Origin of the sequence: Streptomyces sp. NPDC048192 (genome assembly GCF_043202415.1) — a bacterium.
In the GTDB taxonomy this organism is placed as follows: Bacteria; Actinomycetota; Actinomycetes; order Streptomycetales; family Streptomycetaceae; genus Streptomyces.
In genome coordinates this window covers 461231-480894 of record NZ_JBIDAL010000002.1, presented here as the reverse complement: position 1 = coordinate 480894, position 19664 = coordinate 461231, and the positions used below count along the sequence as shown (strand labels likewise).

Here is a 19664-nt window from a genome sequence, read left to right as displayed (position 1 = left end):
CATGAGCGCGCTCGCATCCTCCCGCCCGCCGGGAGACCCGTTCGGGCCCGCGGCATCACTGCTCACCGCTCCGCGGTCCCACGTGCCCGACCGTTTCGTCAGGCATCCGCGGCGGTGCGGGCGCGGGTGTTCACCAGGAGGATGTACACGCTGAGCACCAGCGACCAGGCGGGGAAGACCAGTTCCGCCCAGGGCACTTCGGCCGCGACGAACAGGAGCGTGAGAGCGGTCAGGAAGCCCAGGACCGTGAGCGGGCGCGGCAGGATGCGCAGGCGGTGGCCGATCACCGACAGGGAGGAGACGAAGACGGCCGCCATCCGCGTGGCGTACTCCGTCATCAGCGTGTACGCCATGTGACGGCCGAAGTCCCATGAGGACGGCCACGGCACCGTGCCGACGGGATGCGCGACGGAGAGGACGGCGCCCGCGGCGGCGGCCGCGCCGAACATCGTGGCCGTGAAGACCAGCCCGCTGCCGAGGAACACGGTGGCGAGGAACCGGTCCTCGCCGGCGCCGACGTGCGCCCGTACGGCGCCGATGAACCACAGGAAGAAGATGCCCGCGAACGGCACGAGCGCGAGCGCCGTCCGCACCGCCTGCCGGCGGGTGGGGTCCGTGAACCCCCGCGGGACGACCGCGCCGGCCCCTTCGGGGATACCCAGGCGCATCAGGACGATCGCCGCCGCGAGCAGCAGCGCGAACACCACTCCCGCCAGCCCGGCCGCCCGCGGCGTCGCCAGCGCCGGCTGCCCTTCCTGCCGCATACCGCACCACCTTCCGCACAACCCCCGCCCCCAGCCAGCCGCCCCCGCCCCCTTCCCGCCACCGGGGTCGGCCGGACGGACCAGCGAGGGGGAGGGGGCGGCGTGGGGAGGGGGCGATGTGGCCGGGGGCCGGGGGTGGGGAGCGGCGGCGGTCCGGCTCCGTGCGGTGCCGTGGCGTGGTGCGCCGCCGTGGGGGTGCGTGCCGGGTGGCGTGGGTCCTGAGTGGCGGGTCGGGTGCGTGTCGGGTGGCTTGGGTGGGTGGTGGTGTGGCCGGTTGTGGCGGGGGCCCGGCTCCGCGCCGTGCCGTGGCGTGGTGCGCCGCCGTGGGGGTGCGTGCCGGGTGGCGTGGGTACGGAGCGGTGGGGCGGGTGCGGGCCGGATGGCGGGTGCCGTTGGTGGCGGGGAGGCGCGTGCGGGGCGGTGTGGCCGGTCGTGGTGGGATCCCGGCTCCGCGCCGTGGCGCGCCGCGGCGCGGGTGCGTGCCGAGTTGCGTGGGTCCGGAGCGGATCGGCGACGTGTCGGATGGTGTGGGCCGGTGGTGGCGGGGCCCGGCTCCGTGTCGTGGCGTGGTGCGCCGCGGCGGGGGTGCATCGGGCCGGCGGGGTCCGGAGCGGTGGGTCGGCGACGTGCCGGGTGGCGTGGGCCGGTGGCAGCGGGCCCGGCTCCGCGCCACCGGCCCGCGTTGGGCTACCTCACACCGGCCCGCGTTGGGCTACACCACAGGGCCCGCACTAGGACATGCCACACCGGCCCGCGCCGGGACATGCCGCGCCGGCCCGGGCTGGGGCTACGCCACGCGGCCCGCGCGTGGACTGCCGCGCCGGCCCGTGCCGGGGCATGTCACGGCGGGCCCGCGCCGCGCTGGTCGTCAGAGTCGGGACAGTTCGTCGACCAGGTCGTCCAGGCCCAGGGAGCCCTGTGACAGGGCTGCCATGTGCCAGGCCTTCAGGTCGAAGGCGTCGCCGTGCCGGCGGCGTGCGTTCTCGCGGCCCAGCAGCCACGCGCGCTCACCGAGCTTGTAGCCGATCGCCTGGCCCGGAATCGTCAGGTACCGGGTCAGTTCGCTCTCCACGAAGTCCGCCGGCCGGCTGCTGTGCGCGCCGAAGAACTCCTGTGCCAGCTCCGGCGTCCACCGCTCACCGGGGTGGAACGGGGAGTCGGCGGGGATCTCCAGCTCCAGGTGCATGCCGATGTCCACGATCACCCGGGCCGCCCGCATCATCTGTGCGTCCAGGTAGCCGAGCCGCTCCTCGGGGCTGGTGAGGTAGCCCAGCTCGTCCATCAGCCGCTCCGCGTACAGCGCCCAGCCCTCGGCGTTGGCGCTCACCCCGCCGATCGTCGCCTGGTAGCGCGAGAGGTCCTCCGCCACGTGCACCCACTGCGCGAGCTGCAGGTGATGCCCCGGCACACCCTCGTGGTACCAGGTCGAGACCAGGTCGTAGACCGGGAAGCGGGTCTGCCCCATGGTCGGCAGCCAGGTGCGGCCGGGACGGGAGAAGTCCTCCGACGGCGGCGTGTAGTAGGGGGCCGCGGCGCCGCCGGGCGGGGCGATGCACGACTCCACCCTCCGCACCCGCTCGGCGAGTTCGAAGTGCGTGCCGTCCAGGTCCTCGATGGCCTTGTCCATCAGGCCCTGCAGCCACTCCCGCACCTCCTCCACGCCCTCGATGTGCCGGCCGTGCTCGTCGAGGTGCGCGAGCGCCACCCACGGGGTCTCGGCGCCGGGCAGGATCTTCTCCGCCTCCTGCTTCATCTCGCCGAGGATCCGGTGGAACTCCGACCAGCCGTACGCGTACGCCTCGTCGAGATCCAGGTCGGTGCCGTTGAAGTAGCGCGCCGAGCGCGCGTACCGCTCGCGGCCCACCGTGTTCGGGGCGCCCTCGATCGCCGGCGCGTACACGTCCCGCAGCCAGTCCCGCAGCTCCACCAGGGCGCCGGTCGCCGCGCGGGCCGCCTCGTCCAGCTCCGCGCGCAGCGCCTCCGGGCCTGCGGCGGCGAAGTCCTCGTACCAGCCGCGGCCCGCGCCGTCCGTGTCGGTCCACTCCGTGAGCTGCCGTATGTACGTCGCCGTCGGCCGCGGCGCCGCGAACAGCTTGCGGTCCAGGCCGAGTTGCAGTGACTCGCGGTAACCCGCGAGCGCGCCCGGCACCGCGCGCAGCCGCTCGGCGATCGCCGCCCAGTCCTCCTCCGTCTGCGCCGGCGTCACCGTGAAGATGTCCCGCACCGAGTGGCCCGGCGTGGCCATGTTGCCGACCGCGCGCAGGTGTTCGTCCGCCTCGTGCATGGCGAGTTCGGCCGTCAGCCGCTCCCGCAGCAGCCGCCCGCAGCGGCGCTCCGCGTCACTGTCCGCCCCCGGCTGCCGCTCCGCCTCGTCCAGCTTCGCGAGCGTGGCCCGCGCCAGCTCCGCGAGGGCCGCCTGGCCCGCGGGCGAGTAGTCGGGCAGGCGGCTCGAACTCTCCTTCACACCGAGGTAGGTACCGGTGACCGGGTCGAGGGCGATGAGGTCGTCCACGTACGCGTCTGCCACCTGGCGGGGCAGCGGGCTCTTGGTCTCAGACATGCGTCCATCCTCGTACGGGACGGATCACCGCGTCACCCACGTACGGGGGGATTCAGCTGTGGGCGTGGCCGGGCGGCAGCAGCGGCCCGCAGTCCCACTGCTGGAAGATCAGCCGGGTCTCCACCCGGGCCACCTCGCGCCGCGCGGTGAACTCGTCGAGCACCAGCCGCTGCAGATCGGCCATGTCGGCCACGGCCACATGCACCAGATAGTCGTCCGGGCCGGTCAGATGGAACACCGTCCGCGCCTCCGGCAGCGCCCGGATTCGGTCCACGAACGGCCCCACCAGCTCCCGCCGGTGCGGCCGCACCTGCACCGACAGCAGCGCCTGCAGCCCGCGCCCCAGCTTGGCCGGATCCAGCCGCAGCTGGTGACCGAGGATGACACCGCAGCGGCGCAGCCGGGTCACCCGGTCCAGACAGGTCGACGGCGCCACCCCCACCTGCGCCGCCAGATCACGGTAGGTTGTCCGGGCGTCGTTCTGCAGCAGCCGCAGCAGATGCAGGTCCACCGGATCCAGTACGACAGATTCGGCCATGCGCCGAACGTAGCACGGTGTTCGGCGTCGAAGAACCGGCCGATGTTCACCCTTCCGCCATGGACACAGCGAGCACCGGTGCCTACGACGAGGTACGCACCGCATCGAGAGCCCTTGCCACGGAGGCCGTGCACGCCGGCCGCGACGATCTCGCCCGCCAGGGCCTGCACGCCCCGCCGATCGACCTGTCCACCACCTATCCCTCCTACGACAGCCGCGCCGAGGCCGCCCGCATCGACGCCTTCGCCGCCGACGGCGCCGACCCGGTCGGACCGCCCGTCTACGGCCGTCTCGGCAACCCGACCGTCGCCCGCTTCGAGACGGCCCTGGCCCGCCTGGAGGGCACCGAGTCCGCGGTCGCCTTCGCCAGCGGGATGGCGGCGCTCAGCGCGGTCCTGCTCGCACGGTCCACGACGGGACTCCGGCACGTGGTCGCCGTACGGCCCCTGTACGGCTGCAGCGACCATCTGCTCACCGCCGGGCTGCTCGGCACCGAGGTCACCTGGACCGACCCGGCCGGCATCGCCGACGCGCTGCGGCCGGACACCGGACTGGTGATGGTGGAGTCCCCGGCCAACCCGACCCTCGCCGAGATCGACGTGCGGGCCGTCGCACACGCCTGCGGCTCGGTCCCGCTGCTGGTGGACAACACCTTCGCCACGCCCGTGCTGCAGCGCCCGGTGGAGCAGGGCGCCCGCCTGGTGCTGCACAGCGCCACCAAGTACCTCGGCGGCCACGGCGACGTGCTGGCCGGAGTGGTCGCCTGCGACGAGGAGTTCGCGGGCCGGCTGCGGCAGATCCGCTTCGCCACCGGGGGCGTCCTGCATCCGCTGGCCGGCTATCTGCTGCTGCGGGGCCTTTCCACGCTCCCCGTGCGGGTGCGCGCGGCCTCCGCGAACGCCGCCGAACTGGTCCGCCGGCTCGCCGCCGACCCGCGCGTGGCCCGCGTCCACTATCCCCGCATCGGCGGCGCGATGATCGCCTTCGAGGTGCACGGTGATCCGCACGAGGTCATCTCCCGGGTCCGGCTCGTCACCCCGGCGGTGAGCCTCGGCAGCGTCGACACGCTCATCCAGCACCCCGCGTCCATCAGCCACCGCATCGTCGACGCCGGCGACCGGCGCGGGGCGGGCGTGAGCGACAGGCTGCTGCGGCTGTCGGTGGGCCTGGAGGACGTGGACGACCTGTGGGCCGACCTGGACCAGGCCCTGGGCGAGCCGGCCCGCGCACCGATGCCGTTGCGGGAGGCGGTGCGCTGACGACCGGCGGCTGGTGGCGGGTGCCGGTGGTGGGGGCGGGCTCCGCCCCGGGCCGGCACGCGGAACGCAGGTGAACCGGAGACGCCGAGAGGACGCCTCCGGTTCACCCTGGAACACCCGTGGTCGTACGGGTCGGCCGTAGGGCGCGAGGCCGCCGGTCAGTCGCGGTGGGCCGGGTCGCCGAGGTGGTGCAGGGCGGGGTCGTAGGGCGCCCCGGAGACGGTCCGTACGGAGTCCAGGCGGGCGGTGATGACCAGGGTGCCCTCCTCTATCTGGTAGTCGAGGGGGAGTCCGAGACCGCGCATCGCGGCGACCATGCCGGTGTTGGACGCCTGCGTCACGGCGTACACGCTCTCGCAGCCGGCCTCCACGGCCATCGCCACCAGCCGGCCGAGGAGTTCACCGCCGATGCCGCGCTGCTGCCACTCGTCCTCGATCAGCAGTGCCACCTCGGTCTCGTCGCCGTCCCACAGGAGATGGCCGAGTCCGACGATGCGGCCGGACCGGGTCTGCGCGGCCAGCGTCCGGCCGAAGCGGGGGCTGAGCAGGTGGTTCAGATAGCGGTCCGCGTCGCCGACCGGGCCGTGGTAGCGCAGGCTGAGGGTGCGCGGCGAGCAGCGCTCGTGCATCGCCCTCGCCGCCGCCAGGTCCGCGGTGTCGGCCCGGCGGACGGTGATGTCGTTGCCCTCCGGCAGCGTGAGCACGTCCTTGCCGCGGGGGATCCTCGGACCGAGCCGGTCGTCCAGCTCGACCAGCGCCCGGGCCCGCGCGAACTCGGTGGGCGTGAACGGCAGATACGGCCGCTCGACGGTGATGACCCCGCCCTCCGGCGCGCGCAGCCGCATCACGGTGTCCTCCAGCACGCCCCCGACCGGCACCGGCTCGGGTCCGAGGCCTCCGCCGGCCGGCGTGCCGGGCAGTGAGCGGATGGTGCACCGGCCGAGCAACTGGCGCAGTGCCAGGGGCAGTTCGGCGGCGTCCAGCGCGGTGCGGGCGGCCAGCCCGAGGATCCTGGTGGGGGCGTCGACCAGGTCATGGGCGTCGGCCCGCTCGATCCAGGTGGACGCGCCGCCGGCCTGCGCGACCGCCCGGGTGATCTCCGCCGCCGGCAGCGCCCCCGGCGCCCGCAGCAGGAACTCGTCCACGGCGCCCTCGGCGAGCGGGTGCGTCTGCAGGCTCAGGATGTCCACGCGCCGCTCGGCCAGCGCCGTGCACAGCGCCGCCAGCGAGCCCGGCTCGTCCTTCACCGTCGTCCGCATCCGCCACAGCGCACCGGGCCCGGACGCCTCGTCCGAGCCGGCGCCCGGCTGTCCGGCGGTCCCGGCCGGCCGCGACTCGGCGGCCGGCCGGGCGCCGGTATCACCGGCCGGCGGTGCGTGGCCGTGGCGCCGTGCCCACCACAGGTGGAAGCCGGCCGTCGCGGCCAGCGCCAGCGCCGAGATCACCAGCAGGGCGGGACCGTCGGGGCCGTGCCCGATCAGGTTCGCCACCGCGTCGGCGACCGCGACCGCCGTGAACAGTGCGGCGAGCTCCACGAGGTCGCGCCGCCAGTGGTGCACGGGGCGTCCGTGCTTCGCCCGGGTCACATCAGACATCTCTGCAGTCATGCAGCCACTGTGAAGGAAGCGTGTTGCGTGATCACGAACGCATTGTGACCGATGGGTAAAGCATGCTCCGCGCCTTTTGTCCAATTTTCTACGGCCGCCCGGCCTCGGATCGCCCGGCTCCAGATCGTGGCGTTGTCGTCTTCCCGTGATCGCGTCATACGAAAACCGTAGAGGCGACCACTGACAATCGGCCTGACCTGCGAAGAAGGCCGCGATACAGAGGAGTTGGCCGTGCCGCGCCCCGTGGGATGACGCCGGCGCGCGGCACGGGTGAAGCGTACGGGACCGGCGGCCCCGCCCGCGCTACTGGCCGACCCGGCCCGGCTGGAGCGTCTGCGTGAACAGCACCGTGCCGTCGTACTCCCGCAGCCGTACCGTCAGTTCACCGCTGTCCCCGTCGATGTCGACCTCGCCGAAGAACTGGTAGCCCTCGGCCGGTGAGACGTTGGAGGTGGTGGGCGCCTTGACGAACACGCGGTCCGGGCCGAACGTGCCGTCCAGCGCGCTGGCCGGGAAGGCGCCGGCGTTCAGCGGCCCGGAGACGAACTCCCAGAACGGCTCGAAGTCCTTGAACGCGGCCCGCGACGGGTCGTAGTGCTGGGCGGAGGTGTGGTGCACGTCGGCCGTCAGCCACACCGTGCCGGTGATCCGCCGGTGCTTGATGAACCGCAGCAGCTCGGCGATCTGCAGCTCGCGGCCGAGCGGTGCGCCGGGGTCGCCCTGCGCCACCGCCTCGAAGTTCGGCTTGCCCTCGACCGGGTCCGGCACGACGAGGCCGAGCGGCATGTCGTTGGCGATCACCTTCCACACCGCACGGGACTTCGCCAGCTCGCGCTTGAGCCACTCCAGCTGCTCGCGGCCGAGGATGCCCACGGGGTCGGTGGTCTGGTTGTCGGGGGAGTTCGCGTTGCGATAGGTGCGCATGTCGAGCACGAACACGTCGAGCAGCGGGCCGTGGTGGACGACCCGGTAGATCCGGCCGTCCGGGCGCTCGCTGATGGTCGAGATCGGGAAGTACTCGGAGAACGCCCGCCGGGAGCGCAGCGCCAGGTCGTCGAGCTTCGTGCCCGCCGGGTAGGGCGTGCCGGTGCCGATGACCTCGCCCGGGTACCAGTTGTTGCGTACCTCGTGGTCGTCCCACTGGATGATGTTCGGCACCCGGGCGTTGAACCGGCGCAGCGCCGAGTCCAGCAGGTTGTAGCGGAAGTTGCCCCGGTAGTCGTCGAGGGTGATCGCGACGTGCGACTTCTCCTCGGTGGTGACGTTCCGGTAGACGCTGCCGTCGGGCAGGGCGGCGGTCGCCGCGATCGGGCCGTCGGCGTAGATGTTGTCACCGCTGCACAGGAAGAAGTCCGGGTCGGTCTTCGCCATCGCGTCGAAGATGCGGTAACCGCCGATGGACTCGTTGATGCCCCAGCCCTGCCCGGCCAGGTCGCCGGACCACACGAACCGCACGCCCTGGCGGCGCCGGGCGGGCGCGGTACGGAAGGTGCCGGTCACCGGCTCGCCGGTGCGGCGCGGGTCGTCCGGGTCGGCGAGCAGCACCCGGTAGTGGATCTGCTCGCCCGGCGGCAGGCCGTGCAGCCGGGTGGTGCCGGTGAAGTCCGTGCCGGAGCCGAGCAGCGGGCCCTGCCATCTGCGCGGGTTGCGGAACGACTCGGTGGCCGAGGTCTCCACGACCATCCGGGCCGGCCGGTCCGCACGCACCCACACCAGGCCGGAGTCGGTGGTCACGTCGCCCGCCTGCACGCCCCAGTTCGCCTGGGGGCGCCCCGAGCGGGCGAACGCCGGGGCCGCGCCGGGGCCGACGGGCAGGGTCAGGGCCGCCGACGCGGCGAGCGAGCCGCGCAGAACGCTGCGGCGGCCGGGGAACGGACGGTCTGACATGGCTGCGCCTCCAGGAGCGGGATCCGGCCAGTGTGCACAGCCACACCTACTGGGACGCTGCGGCGCGCACGCAAACCCGGAGTGAACAACGGCCCTTGAGGGCACCGCCCGGGACGCCGCCGCGACCCCGCCATCGCGTCGACCACGAGGCGGCCCGGCCTCGCCCGTACCAACCACGGCCGTACGGAATCCCCGGCCGTCGGCACGCCCTCCGCCGGTCCGCGCCCGTGCTGCCGGAGGCGGGCCGCTCAGCGGCTGCCGTCGAGGATGACCCGCGCGACCAGTGCCGGGTCGTCGTTCATCGGGCAGTGGCCGCAACCGGGCAGCCGCACCAGCCGGGCGTGCGGGATCGTCTGCTTGGCGCGCACGCCCTGGCGGCGTACGAGGAGCCGGTCGCGGGTGCCCCAGGCCACCGTGACCGGCAGACCCGCCAGCTCGTCGGTGAACCGCACGGTCGTTCCCGCCCGCAGCGTCGCCTCGAAACCGGCGGCGCCCACCAGCGCGAGGGTCTCGGCGACGACCGCCTCCGGGGCGCGGCGCGCCGGACGGGCGTAGATGGTGCTCGTCAGCGCCGTACGGCCGGCCGCCGTGCGCGACAGCCGCTCCACCAGCGGCAGTGGGAGGCGCTGGGCGATGCCGCGCATCGCGAGCAGCACCGCGAAGGCGTACCGGCGCTCGGCCTCCGTCCAGAACCCGGCGGGGGACAGGGCCGTGACGGACCGTACGAGCTTCTCCCGGCCCAGCTCCAGGGCGAGCAGGCCGCCCAGCGAGTTGCCCGCGATGTGCGGCCGGTCCAGCTCCAGTGCCTCGAAGAGGCCGCCGAGCACCGTGTTGGTGGTGGGCAGGTCGTAGGAGAGGCCGTCCGGCAGGGCCGGGGACGCGCCGAAGCCCGGCAGGTCGACGGCGATCACGTCGCGCTCGGTGGCGAGGATGTCCACGACCGGGTCCCAGGCCTGGCGGTGATGGCCGATGCCGTGCAGCAGGACCAGCGGCTCGCCGCGCCCTACGCGCGCGTAGGACACGGTCACGCCCTCCGGGCCGCGCGGAGTGGGGACCTTGAAGGTGACGGTGGCGGACATGGGGAAGCTCCTCGTCTGGGTGCCGACGGACGCCGTAGACAGCTTGTCAGCAATTGCTACCGACCGGTAGCCCCTGGCGGGAGCGCGTCGCGCGCCCGGCCGGCCGTCTGCGAACGCCTCGTGAACGCTGCGCGGCAGGCCCGCTGTGCGGTGCCCGGGGGATCGAGGATTGGTCTTGACCAAGGGTGCGGGCCGCCCTATGGTCGCAGAGAAGTGCAACAACCTTTAATAAACAAGGGCGCTAAAAACCGCCGGACCACGGCTCTTGCGGAGGACAGGGTGGGGACCACGCAGCTGGAATCGGTGCCGGAACCGAAGTACTGGCATCTCAAGACCGTGCTCAGCGAGGCACTCGACTCCGAGTTCTCGGTCGGCGAGATCCTGCCCAACGAGCGCGAGCTCGCGGCGCGCTTCGGCGTGGCCCGCGCCACGCTCCGCCAGGCCCTCGAACAGCTCGAGCTGGAAGGCCGGCTGCAGCGCCGCCGCGGCGTCGGTACGACGGTCGCACCGCCGCGCGTGGGCGTGGCCGTCGGCACCGAGCGGCACGCCTGGCCGGGCTCCGCCGCGGACGCCTGGCAGTCCGTCGACTGCGACGAGGAGGTGCCGCCCGCCGCCGTCGCCGCGGCCCTGGAGACCGGCGCCGACGAGCCCGTCCACACCGTGCGCCGCTCCCGCATGTCCCACGGCCAGCGGGTCGCCACCGAACTGCTCTACATCCCGGCGGCCTCGGTGCCCGACCTCACCGCGATCGACGCACCCTCCGGCGCGGCACGCGCGCGTGCGGTGCTGCGCGAACTGCAGCACCTGACGCTGGAGGGCCAGGAGCGCGCCGTCGAACTGGGCTCCGCCCGCGCCGACGACGCCAAGGACCTCGACCGGCTCCCCGGCTCGCCCGTCCTCGTCGTCACCACCCGCTTCCTCGCCGCGGGCCGCACCGCCGCCCTGTCCGTCGCGACCTACCGCGCCGACACCTGCCGGCTGACCTTCGGCGACACGCCGGACGTGGAGATACACCACGACCCGGAGCGCCGGGCCTCCTGACCACCGGGCAGCCACCGAACGGGGCGAGGCCGGCCGCCCGGGCGCGGACTCCCGCGTCCAGGGCACCAGTTGAGCGCCGGACCGGGATGCCCCAGGAGCGCGGGGCCGCATCGCATGTGCGGCCCCGACATGCGGGCGCGGCCGGCCACCACGACCGCGGCCGCGAACGCGCCCTGCGCTAGCGCCGCGTCACCGTGCCGTCCACCGCGAACAGCTGCTCCTCGACGTGGTCCAGGGCCAGGCGCAGCGCCCCCGTCGCCACGACCGCCTCGCCCAGCAGGGACAGCGCCACCTGGGGCGGACGCAGGCAGTAGCGGGCCAGTTCGCGGCGCAGCGGCTCCAGGACGCCGTCCAGGCCGGCGGCCCAGCCGCCGATCACGACCAGCTCCGGATCGAGGGCGAGCACCAGCGCGGCCACGTCGTGCACCAGCCGCTGGATGAACCGGTCCACGGCCGCCCGCGCCCGCTGGTCGCCCTCCCGGGCCAGCGCGAACACCTCGGCGACCGCCTGCTCGTCCAGCGGGTGCAGCGGCTCGTCGGTGGTGGACAGCAGCGTCTCCGGAGGCGCCTCCCGGCCCAGCAGATGCAGCGCGCCGATCTCCCCGGCCGCCCCGCCGTAGCCGCGGTGCAGCCGCCCGCCGATCAGCGAGCCCGCGCCCGGGCTCAGCCCGGCCAGGACGAACACCATGTCGTCCGACCCGGTCGCCGCGCCCTTCCAGTGCTCGGCGACGGCCGCCGCGTTGGCGTCGTTCTCCACCAGCACCGGGCACTTGAAGGAGCGGCTGAGCCGCTCGCCCAGCTTCAGGCCCGTCCACTGCGGCAGCGCGGTGCTCAGCCGCACCGTGCCGTCGGCCTCCACGATCCCCGGCGTGCCCACGCCCACGGCGCGCAGCGAGCTGCGCGCGACCCCGGCCCGGCGCAGCAGCTCCGCGACCGCGCCGCGCAGCCGGTCCAGCCGCTCGTCCGCCGGGGCCGTCTCGTCGACCTCCTTGGCCTGCGCGCCCAGCACCCGTCCGTCCAGGTCGGACAGGAGCACGGCGACCCGGTGCGGCCCGATCTCCAGGCCCAGCAGATGCCCCGCCTCGGCCCGGAACCGGAACCGGCGCGCGGGCCGCCCCTGCCGGCGCGCGGCGCCCTCGTCGGCCGCCGTCTCCACGACGAGCCCGCTCTCGATGAGCCCTTCGACGACCCCCTCGACGGTCGGCCGGGACAGTCCGGTCGCCCGGGTGATCTCGGTGAGCGTCGCGCAGTCCGCGGCACGCAGCGCGCGCAGCACCACCGCGGAATTGATCCTTCGCAGCAGCGAGGGATCGCCGCCGGTCAGCTGCGCCACCGTCCGTCCTTCCAGCTCGCGGGCGTGTTGGGCGGATCGTACTCGGCCCGGCGCACCCCGGCGAGTGCCGGGCTCACCGCTCCCGCCGGGCTCACCGCGGCTCGACGAACCCCGACTCGTACGCCACGATCACCGCCTGGGTGCGGTCGCGCGCGCCGAGCTTGGCGAGTACGGCACTCACATGGGACTTGACCGTCTCCGTGCCCACGACCAGCCGCGCGGCGATCTCCGCGTTCGACAGGCCCCGCGCCATCAGCCGGAGCACCTCCGCCTCCCGCTCGGTCAGCCGGGCCCGCTCCAGCACGGCTCGTGCCGGCCGGTCGCCGTCGCCGTACCGGGCGGCGAGGCGCCGTACGGACGCCGGGAACAGCAGCGACTCGCCCTCCGCGACCAGCCGTACCGCGTGCACGATCTCGGCCGGGCGGGCCCGCTTCAGCAGGAACCCGTCGGCGCCCGCGCGCAGCGCCTCGTACACGTACTCGTCGTCCTCGAAGGTCGTCACCACGAGGATCTTCGGCGGCTCGGCCACCGTGCGCAGGACCACACGCGTGGCTTCGATGCCGTCCAGCAGCGGCATGCGGACGTCCATCGCGACCACGTCCGGCCGCAGTCGCCGTACCAGGGGGACGACCGCGGCGCCGTCGGCGGCCTCGCCCACCACCTCGATGTCCGCCTGCGCCTCCAGCACGGCCCGCAGACCAGCACGGACCAGGGGTTCGTCGTCGACGAGGAGTACGGTGACCGGCATCCGGCCAGACTCGATCAGCTGATCGGCAGCTCTGCCCGCACCTGCCAGTCGCCCTCGTCCGGACCGGTCCGGGCGCTGCCTCCGAGCAGCGCGGCCCGCTCCCGTATGCCACGCAGGCCGCTGCCCCGGCCCGGGCCGGGTATCGCGCCCGGCAGGGGACTGCGGACCTCCAATGCGAGCAGGTCGTCGGTGACCGCGACCCGGACCCGCACCGGTACGGCGCCCGCGTGTCGCAGCACGTTGGTGAGGGCCTCCTGCAGGATGCGGTACCCCTCGCGGGACACCGTCCCCGGCACCGCCGTCACCGGGCCCGTCACCTCGGCCTCGACCATGGCGCCCGAGGCCCGCGCCGACTCCAGGAGCCGGCCCGCGTCGGCCAGCGTGGGCCGGGCGCTCACCGGCCGTTCGGTCTCCCGCAGCACGCCCAGCACCCGCTCCAGGTCTTCCAGGGCTGCCCGGCCGGTCTCCTCGATGGCGTCCAGCGCGCGGTCGGTGAACTGCGGATCTCCCGCCGCCCGCGCCGCGCCGGCCTGCACCACGGCCACGGTCAGGGCGTGCCCGATAGAGTCGTGCAACTCCCGTGCGATGCGGGTGCGTTCCAGCAGTTGCTCGGTGCGCTCCTCCAGCGCCGCGAGCCGCTCCGCCGCGGAGGGACCGAGAAGCCGGCGCGCGCAGACGGTGATCAGCTCCCCGAGCCCGACGACCACCCCGTACAGGACGAGAAGGGGGAGCGGACTCAGCAGAACCCACGTCCCGTGCGGCGGCAGACGGCCCGGCAGCGGCATGCCGGACGGTGTATGTCCCCAGGCAGACCGAGCCAGTTCCACGGCGGCGATGGGCAGCCACACCGTGGCGAACACGCAGGCCACGCCGAGGACCATCCGCAACTGGAGCCACAGCACCGTGCGCCACCGGTCCCGCCAGGTCGCCGACGGTGCCTCGGAGATGCCCGGCTCCGCCTCGCCGGGCGTGAGCAGCAGACGCGCCTGCACGCCCTCACCCCTGCGCACCGAGGGCACGAGACCGAGCGGGACGAGCACCAGCGCCGGCACCCAGGGGGTCGACATGTCGATGAAGAGCCAGACGCTGACCACCAGCATCGGCACCCACAGATGCACCAGGCGCGTGTACGTCGTCCCGCGCGACAGCGGGCGCAGGAAGCGGACCATGGCGCCATCGTCGCAGGCGGCACTGACAACGCACCTCCCTCGCACGGGGGAGACGCTCTCCACCGACGGGGGAGGAACCCGAGTCGCGCGAACGCCAGGCTGGCTGCCATGACCAGCATCGACGTGCGCGACCTCAGCAAGGAGTACGGCGGACGCCGGGCCCTGGACCGGCTGACCTTCAGCGTGGGCCCCGGCCGTGTCACCGGCTTCCTCGGCCCCAACGGCGCCGGCAAGTCCACCGCCATGCGCCTCGTCCTCGGCCTCGGCCGGCCCACCTCCGGCACCGCCACCATCGGCGGCCGGCCCTATCCGGGCCTTCGTGAACCGCTGCGCCGGGTGGGCGCGCTGCTCGACGCCCGGGCCGCCCACGGCTCCCGCACCGCCCGGGACCATCTGCGCGCCCTCGCCGCGAGCAACCGGATCCCGGACCGCCGTGTCGGCACCGTTCTGGAGGAGACCGGACTCGCCGAGGTGGCCGGGCAGCGGGTACGGACCTACTCCCTCGGCATGCGCCAGCGCCTCGGTATCGCCGCCGCCCTCCTGGGGGACCCCGAGGTGGTCCTGCTCGACGAACCCGCCAACGGCCTCGACCCGGAGGGGATCGTGTGGATCCGCGGGCTGCTGCGCCGGCTCGCCGAGGAAGGGCGTACGGTCCTCGTCTCCAGCCATCTCATGAGCGAGACCGCCGCCTTCGCCGACCACCTGGTGATCCTGGGCCGGGGGCGCTTGCTGGCCGACACTCCGGTGCGGGAGTTCATCCACGCGCGCGTGCGGCCGCACGTCAGGGTCCGCACCTCCGCCCCCGCCGCCCTGGACGACCTGCTCGCCCGCAGGGGTCTCGAGGCCTCCACGGAACCCGACGGCGCCCGGACCGTGTGGCACGCACGCGTGGACGACATCGGCAGGCTCATGTCCGAGGCCGGTGTCCCCGTCCTGGAACTGGTCGCGCACGAGGCCACCTTGGAGGAGGCCTATCTCGACCTGACCGCCGCCGAGGCCGAGTTCGCCACGCCGTACCGGAAGGCCTGAGCATGGACTTCACACCCCTTCTGCACGCCGAGTGGATCAAGATCCGTACACTGCGCTCCCAGCTGGGCGCTCTCGCCGCGATCCTGTTGGCCACCGTCGCGTTCTCGGTGCTCGCCACGGCCGACGCCGACGGTGCCGACCCGCTGTTCTCGGTATTCTGCGGCATCAGCTTCGGGCAGGTGGCCGCGATCGCCTTCGGTACGACGGCCATGTCGTGCGAGTTCCGGGGCGGCGCGCTGCGGCTGACCCTGTCGGCGGCGCCCGACCGCCCGCGCTGGTTCGCGGCCAAGGCGACGGCCGTCGCCCTGCCGACGCTGGCCGTCGGCCTGCTCACCGGGCTCGTGACGCTCCTGCTGGGCCGGGCGGCCCTCGGCGCGTCCACTCCCGGCTGGGCCGAGGGTCTGCGCGGCGCCGTGGGCTGCGGACTCCACCTGACGCTGATGGCCTTGTTCGCCACCGGGCTCACGGCCGTGCTGCGCAGCGGCGTCGCGACCCTGTCCGTGCTGGTCCCTTTCCTGCTGATCGTGTCCTTCGTCGTCGGCGACCTGTCCGGCGGTGCCGCCGACTTCCTGCCCGACCGGGCCGGCCAAGTCGCCCTGCACAGCGCCTGGCACGGCGCCCTCGGCCCGTGGAGCGGGCTCGCGGTGACCGCGCTGTGGGCGACGGCCGCCCTGCTCGCGGGCGCGTGGAGCCTGCACCGCAGGGACGCCTGACGGGCCGCCAATTGTCAGTGGCGCCCGGTTTACTGGATCACATGGACATCGCGAAGTGCCTGACCGTCATCGACATGCTGTGCGCCCGGGAGTTCCCCGCGGGCCACGGCAGGACGGAGCACGGCGAGAGCGGGCCGGGCTATCACATAGCCGCTTTACAGACGAGCGGCGACTTCTGGGAGGACGACGGCACGGAACGGGAGGCGACGGCGGCGCAGTACGAGGCGGACCGGGACGGTCTCACGGAGCGGCTCACCAGCCGCTGGGGCCCGCCGCAGCGCTTCAGCCTGCGCGGTGTCCTCCTGCGGACGATGGAGGGCGAGGACATACAGGAACCCTGGTCCCGGCTCAGCGAGCACGTGCCGGACGTCCACCTGTGGAAGGCACCCGCGCCCGATCGGTGGATCGCCCTCGGCGTGTCCCACGGACCCGGGGAACTCCCGTTCCAGCTCCTCGGCATAGTGACCGAGATCGACCCGCCGTGACCGCCTACGCGTGTGCGGCCTCGCGCAGCCGGGCGAACTCCTCGGCCATCGTCGCCGCCGTCCAGTGCGCGTTCAGACCGCTCGGGTTGGGCAGCACCCACACCCGGCTGTCCCCGATCGTCCGCTGCTGCGGCCCCACCCGCGCGGCGCGGTCGCCGAACGCCGCACGGTACGCGGTCACCCCGACCACGGCCAGCCAGCCCGGCCTCAGCCGCGTGACCTTCTCGGTCAGCAGCCGCCCGCCCTCGGCGTACTCCTCGGCGGTCAGCTCGTCGGCCCGTGCGGTCGCCCGCGCCACGACGTTCGTGATGCCCAGCCCGTACGACAGCAACTCCCGCTGCTCGGCCGGCTTCAGCAGTCTCGGGGTGAAACCGGACAGGTGCAGCACCGGCCAGAAGCGGTTGCCGGGACGGGCGAAGTGGTGGCCGGTCGCGGCCGTCATCAGACCCGGGTTGATGCCGCAGAACAGCACACGGAGGCCGTCCGCGACCACGTCCGGGACGAGACGGTCGCGGGCGGCCTCCAGGTCCGCTTTGGTCAGGCGGGTCAGAGGATCGCTCCGGGGGTGTAGCCGGCGGCCTCCGGGCGCTGCTTGACGATCTCCTCGATCCGGCCGACGACCACGCCGACCTGGTCGGCCGCGGCACCGGTGAAGGACAGCTTGTCGGCCATCAGCGCCGCCAACTGGTCACGGTCCAGGGGCAGGCGGTCGTCGGCGGCGAGCTTGTCGAGCAGGTCGTTGCGCTCGGCGCCCTGCTCGCGCATCGCGAGCGCGGTGGCGACGGCGTTCTCCTTGATCGCCTCGTGCGCGACCTCGCGGCCCACACCGGCCCGCACGGCGCCCATGAGGACCTTGGTAGTGGCCAGGAACGGCAGGTAGCGGTCCAGTTCACGGGAGATGACGGCCGGGAAGGCGCCGAACTCGTCCAGCACGGTGAGGAAGGTCTCCAGCAGGCCGTCCAGGGCGAAGAAGGCGTCCGGGAGCGCGACCCGGCGCACCACCGAGCAGGACACGTCGCCCTCGTTCCACTGGTCACCGGCCAGCTCGCCGGTCATCGACGCGTAGCCGCGCAGGATCACCATCAGGCCGTTGACGCGCTCGCAGGAGCGGGTGTTCATCTTGTGCGGCATCGCCGAGGAACCGACCTGGCCCGGCTTGAACCCCTCGGTGACCAGTTCGTGCCCGGCCATCAGCCGGATCGTCTTGGCCAGCGAGGAGGGGGCCGCCGCCAGCTGCACCAGCGCGGTGACGACCTCGTAGTCCAGCGAGCGCGGGTAGACCTGGCCGACCGAGGTGAAGGCCTGCGAGAAGCCCAGGTGCCCGGCGATGCGCTGCTCCAGCTCGGCGAGCTTCGCCGCGTCGCCGCCGAGCAGGTCCAGCATGTCCTGCGCGGTGCCCACCGGGCCCTTGATGCCGCGCAGCGGGTAGCGGGCCAGCAGCTCCTCGAGGCGGCCGTACGCGACCAGCAGCTCGTCGGCGGCCGTCGCGAAACGCTTGCCCAGCGTCGTGGCCTGCGCGGCCACGTTGTGCGAGCGGCCCGCCATGACCAGCTCGGCGTATTCGCCGGCCAGCCTGCCGAGGCGCGCCAGCACGGCCACCGTACGGTCGCGCATCAGCTCCAGCGAGAGCCGGATCTGCAGCTGCTCGACGTTCTCCGTCAGGTCGCGGGAGGTCATGCCCTTGTGCACGTGCTCGTGCCCGGCGAGGGCGTTGAACTCCTCGATCCGCGCCTTCACGTCGTGCCGGGTGACCTTCTCGCGCTCGGCGATCGAGGCCAGGTCGACGGTGTCGAGGACACGCTCGTAGTCGGCGATCGCCTCGTCCGGCACCTCGATGCCGAGGTCCTTCTGGGCGCGCAGCACGGCGAGCCAGAGCTGCCGCTCCAGCCTCACCTTCTGCTCGGGGGACCAGAGCGTGGCGAGCTCGGCGGAGGCGTAGCGTCCGGCGAGGACGTTGGGGATGCGGGGCTTGGCGGGCGCGGCAGAAGTCACGTGTACGGATTCTACTGGTGGTTTGTGCAGGCCAGCGCCACGCCCCGGTTCGGCGGAAGCTACGAGAGCCCGGTCACCCCGCTACGCCTGAGCCTCGTACGGCACCAGCTCGGGCCGCTTCGGAGGGCGGCCGTCACCGGAGGAGCGGCCGGTCAGGCGCCTGCCTATCCAGGGCAGCAGATGCTCCCGGGCGAAGCGCAGATCCGCGGCCCGGCGCGTCACCCAGCCCGGCGGCGCCGTGGCCGGCATCGGCACGTGCCACTCGGTGTCCTCCGGCTCGTACCCGAGCGCCTGCCACACCGCCTCGGCGACCCGGCGGTGTCCCTCGGCCGTCAGATGCAGCCGGTCCACGTCCCACAGCCGGGGGTCGGCCAGCGCGGGCGCCCCGTACAGGTCGACGACGACCGCGCCGTGCCGGGCCGCCAGCTCGTCGACGCAGGCGAACAGCTCCTCCATGCGCGGCCGGAACCGCTCCAGCACCGGGCCCTGGCGGCCGGGGCTGCGCATCAGCACCAGCTGGGTGCAGGCGGGGGCCAGCCGCTCCACGGCCTCGGTCAGCAGGCCCTTGACCCGGCCCATGTCGCACTTGGGCCGCAGGGTGTCGTTGAGGCCGCCGACCAGCGTGATCACGTCGGCGTTCATCGCCGCGGCGATGTCCACCTGCTCGTCGACGATCTGCCCGATCAGCTTGCCGCGCACGGCCAGGTTGGCGTACCGGAACCCCGGTGTGCGGGCGGCCATCCGCGCGGCGAGGAGGTCGGCCCAGCCCCGGTAGGAACCGTCGGGCAGCAGGTCCGACATGCCCTCGGTGAAGGAGTCGCCGACCGCGACCAGGCTGCTGTGGGCGGGAGGTGTGGGATTCGTCTGCATGGCGTGAGCGATGGTATCCCGGCGCCATACCCGCCGGTCGGTCACCCCGGAACCACCCCGAAGGCCCGCCAGACGGCCCGGCCCGGCCGCCTCCCGCCCGCCCAGCGGCATCCCCGGGCGACCTTCCGCCCGGGCTGACCCTCCCCGCGCCCGGTGGTCCTGGTCGGCGGTCCCGAGCCCAGCGGTATGCCTGGCCGGCGTCTCGCTCGACCAGTGGTATGCCCGGTCGGAGGCTCCCAGCCCAGCCAAGCCCTATGCCCGGCCGGCGTCTTGCCTGCCCAGTGGTATGCCTGGTCGGCGGCTCGGTCCCAGCCGTGTGCCCGGTCGACATCTCGCGCGGCCGACGCCGTGCCCGGCAGGCGGCCCTGGCCCAGTGGTATGCCTGGCCGGCGTCTCGCTCGCCCAGTGGCATGCCCGGTCGGAGGCTCCCGGCCCAGCCAAGCCGTGTGCCCGGCCGGCGTCTTGCCCGCCCAGTGGCATGCCGGTCGGCGGTCTGCAGCCCAGCCGTGTGCCCGGTCGACATCTCGGGCGGCCGGTGCCATGCCTGGCAGGCGGCCCTGGCCCAGTGGTATGCCTGGCCGGCGTCTCGC

At 73.9% G+C, this 19664-nt stretch carries 17 protein-coding genes; 5 read left to right on the top strand and 12 right to left on the bottom strand.

Annotated features, from left to right (window positions below):
- Positions 1-98: 98 nt before the first annotated feature.
- From ACGFZN_RS05065 to ACGFZN_RS05055, 3 genes are all read right to left on the bottom strand, one after another.
- Entirely contained in the window at positions 99-764 is a 666-nt protein-coding gene (locus tag ACGFZN_RS05065; protein ID WP_393857077.1) for a hypothetical protein, read from the bottom strand.
- 868 nt (positions 765-1632) lie between these two features.
- Positions 1633-3324: a DUF885 domain-containing protein gene (locus ACGFZN_RS05060; RefSeq protein ID WP_393857076.1), complete on the bottom strand. Its 1692-nt coding sequence runs from the start codon at positions 3322-3324 to the stop codon at positions 1633-1635.
- Between the two features lie 52 nt (positions 3325-3376).
- Positions 3377-3862 (bottom strand): Lrp/AsnC family transcriptional regulator, encoded by a 486-nt coding sequence (locus ACGFZN_RS05055; protein ID WP_393857075.1) that lies wholly within the window; start codon positions 3860-3862, stop codon positions 3377-3379.
- A gap of 59 nt (positions 3863-3921) precedes the next feature.
- Between ACGFZN_RS05055 and ACGFZN_RS05050 the strand changes: the two genes are divergently transcribed.
- Positions 3922-5121: a trans-sulfuration enzyme family protein gene (locus ACGFZN_RS05050; protein ID WP_393857074.1), complete on the top strand. Its 1200-nt coding sequence runs from the start codon at positions 3922-3924 to the stop codon at positions 5119-5121.
- Between the two features lie 158 nt (positions 5122-5279).
- On the opposite strand, the gene ACGFZN_RS05045 is transcribed toward ACGFZN_RS05050, so the two are convergent.
- The 3 genes from ACGFZN_RS05045 to ACGFZN_RS05035 all read right to left on the bottom strand — a co-directional run bounded on the left by ACGFZN_RS05045 (position 5280) and on the right by ACGFZN_RS05035 (position 9694).
- On the bottom strand, positions 5280-6728 hold the full coding sequence (locus tag ACGFZN_RS05045; RefSeq protein ID WP_393857073.1) for a GNAT family N-acetyltransferase: 1449 nt from the start codon (positions 6726-6728) through the stop codon (positions 5280-5282).
- A gap of 303 nt (positions 6729-7031) precedes the next feature.
- The gene (locus ACGFZN_RS05040; RefSeq protein ID WP_393857072.1) at positions 7032-8615 is read right to left on the bottom strand and encodes an alkaline phosphatase D family protein; all 1584 of its coding nucleotides are present in this window, start codon (positions 8613-8615) and stop codon (positions 7032-7034) included.
- 248 nt (positions 8616-8863) lie between these two features.
- Complete coding sequence (locus ACGFZN_RS05035) at positions 8864-9694, bottom strand: alpha/beta fold hydrolase (protein ID WP_393857071.1); 831 nt, start codon at positions 9692-9694, stop codon at positions 8864-8866.
- Positions 9695-9973: 279 nt separating this feature from the next.
- Between ACGFZN_RS05035 and ACGFZN_RS05030 the strand changes: the two genes are divergently transcribed.
- On the top strand, positions 9974-10735 hold the full coding sequence (locus ACGFZN_RS05030) for a GntR family transcriptional regulator (protein ID WP_393857070.1): 762 nt from the start codon (positions 9974-9976) through the stop codon (positions 10733-10735).
- Positions 10736-10913: 178 nt separating this feature from the next.
- Here the strand turns inward: ACGFZN_RS05030 and ACGFZN_RS05025 are convergent, their stop codons facing one another.
- The 3 genes from ACGFZN_RS05025 to ACGFZN_RS05015 all read right to left on the bottom strand — a co-directional run bounded on the left by ACGFZN_RS05025 (position 10914) and on the right by ACGFZN_RS05015 (position 13985).
- Positions 10914-12068 (bottom strand): ROK family protein, encoded by a 1155-nt coding sequence (locus ACGFZN_RS05025; RefSeq protein ID WP_393857069.1) that lies wholly within the window; start codon positions 12066-12068, stop codon positions 10914-10916.
- Positions 12069-12159: 91 nt separating this feature from the next.
- The gene (locus ACGFZN_RS05020) at positions 12160-12816 is read right to left on the bottom strand and encodes a response regulator (protein WP_393857068.1); all 657 of its coding nucleotides are present in this window, start codon (positions 12814-12816) and stop codon (positions 12160-12162) included.
- Positions 12817-12830: 14 nt separating this feature from the next.
- Entirely contained in the window at positions 12831-13985 is a 1155-nt protein-coding gene (locus ACGFZN_RS05015; protein WP_393857067.1) for a sensor histidine kinase, read from the bottom strand.
- 108 nt (positions 13986-14093) lie between these two features.
- On the opposite strand from ACGFZN_RS05015, the gene ACGFZN_RS05010 reads away from it, so the two are divergent.
- From ACGFZN_RS05010 to ACGFZN_RS05000, 3 genes are read left to right on the top strand one after another with little or no spacing between them, the layout of a single operon-like run.
- Positions 14094-15014: an ABC transporter ATP-binding protein gene (locus tag ACGFZN_RS05010; RefSeq protein ID WP_393857066.1), complete on the top strand. Its 921-nt coding sequence runs from the start codon at positions 14094-14096 to the stop codon at positions 15012-15014.
- 2 nt (positions 15015-15016) lie between these two features.
- Entirely contained in the window at positions 15017-15727 is a 711-nt protein-coding gene (locus tag ACGFZN_RS05005) for an ABC transporter permease (RefSeq protein WP_393857065.1), read from the top strand.
- A 41-nt stretch (positions 15728-15768) separates the two neighbouring features.
- Complete coding sequence (locus tag ACGFZN_RS05000) at positions 15769-16212, top strand: hypothetical protein (RefSeq protein ID WP_393857064.1); 444 nt, start codon at positions 15769-15771, stop codon at positions 16210-16212.
- 4 nt (positions 16213-16216) lie between these two features.
- Here ACGFZN_RS05000 and mug read toward each other — a convergent pair whose 3' ends face one another.
- From mug to ACGFZN_RS04985, 3 genes are all read right to left on the bottom strand, one after another.
- Positions 16217-16762 (bottom strand): G/U mismatch-specific DNA glycosylase, encoded by a 546-nt coding sequence (gene mug / locus ACGFZN_RS04995; protein ID WP_393857192.1) that lies wholly within the window; start codon positions 16760-16762, stop codon positions 16217-16219.
- Positions 16759-18204: an adenylosuccinate lyase gene (purB, locus tag ACGFZN_RS04990; protein ID WP_393857063.1), complete on the bottom strand. Its 1446-nt coding sequence runs from the start codon at positions 18202-18204 to the stop codon at positions 16759-16761. Before purB ends, mug begins: the two co-directional genes overlap by 4 nt.
- 81 nt (positions 18205-18285) lie before the next feature.
- Complete coding sequence (locus tag ACGFZN_RS04985; protein ID WP_393857062.1) at positions 18286-19074, bottom strand: SGNH/GDSL hydrolase family protein; 789 nt, start codon at positions 19072-19074, stop codon at positions 18286-18288.
- Positions 19075-19664: the final 590 nt, after the last annotated feature.

Bases quoted from the DNA above. Each gene is read 5' to 3' on its own strand.
- ACGFZN_RS05000 (WP_393857064.1), top strand. From the start codon at position 15,769: ATGGACATCGCGAAGTGCCTGACCGTCATCGACATGCTGTGCGCCCGG.
- ACGFZN_RS05050 (WP_393857074.1), top strand. From the start codon at position 3,922: ATGGACACAGCGAGCACCGGTGCCTACGACGAGGTACGCACCGCATCG.
- ACGFZN_RS05065 (WP_393857077.1), bottom strand. From the start codon at position 764: ATGCGGCAGGAAGGGCAGCCGGCGCTGGCGACGCCGCGGGCGGCCGGG.
- ACGFZN_RS05005 (WP_393857065.1), top strand. From the start codon at position 15,017: ATGGACTTCACACCCCTTCTGCACGCCGAGTGGATCAAGATCCGTACA.
- ACGFZN_RS05055 (WP_393857075.1), bottom strand. From the start codon at position 3,862: ATGGCCGAATCTGTCGTACTGGATCCGGTGGACCTGCATCTGCTGCGG.
- ACGFZN_RS05015 (WP_393857067.1), bottom strand. From the start codon at position 13,985: ATGGTCCGCTTCCTGCGCCCGCTGTCGCGCGGGACGACGTACACGCGC.
- ACGFZN_RS05020 (WP_393857068.1), bottom strand. From the start codon at position 12,816: ATGCCGGTCACCGTACTCCTCGTCGACGACGAACCCCTGGTCCGTGCT.
- ACGFZN_RS05060 (WP_393857076.1), bottom strand. From the start codon at position 3,324: ATGTCTGAGACCAAGAGCCCGCTGCCCCGCCAGGTGGCAGACGCGTAC.
- ACGFZN_RS05010 (WP_393857066.1), top strand. From the start codon at position 14,094: ATGACCAGCATCGACGTGCGCGACCTCAGCAAGGAGTACGGCGGACGC.
- ACGFZN_RS04985 (WP_393857062.1), bottom strand. From the start codon at position 19,074: ATGCAGACGAATCCCACACCTCCCGCCCACAGCAGCCTGGTCGCGGTC.
- ACGFZN_RS05045 (WP_393857073.1), bottom strand. From the start codon at position 6,728: ATGACTGCAGAGATGTCTGATGTGACCCGGGCGAAGCACGGACGCCCC.
- ACGFZN_RS05035 (WP_393857071.1), bottom strand. From the start codon at position 9,694: ATGTCCGCCACCGTCACCTTCAAGGTCCCCACTCCGCGCGGCCCGGAG.
- ACGFZN_RS05040 (WP_393857072.1), bottom strand. From the start codon at position 8,615: ATGTCAGACCGTCCGTTCCCCGGCCGCCGCAGCGTTCTGCGCGGCTCG.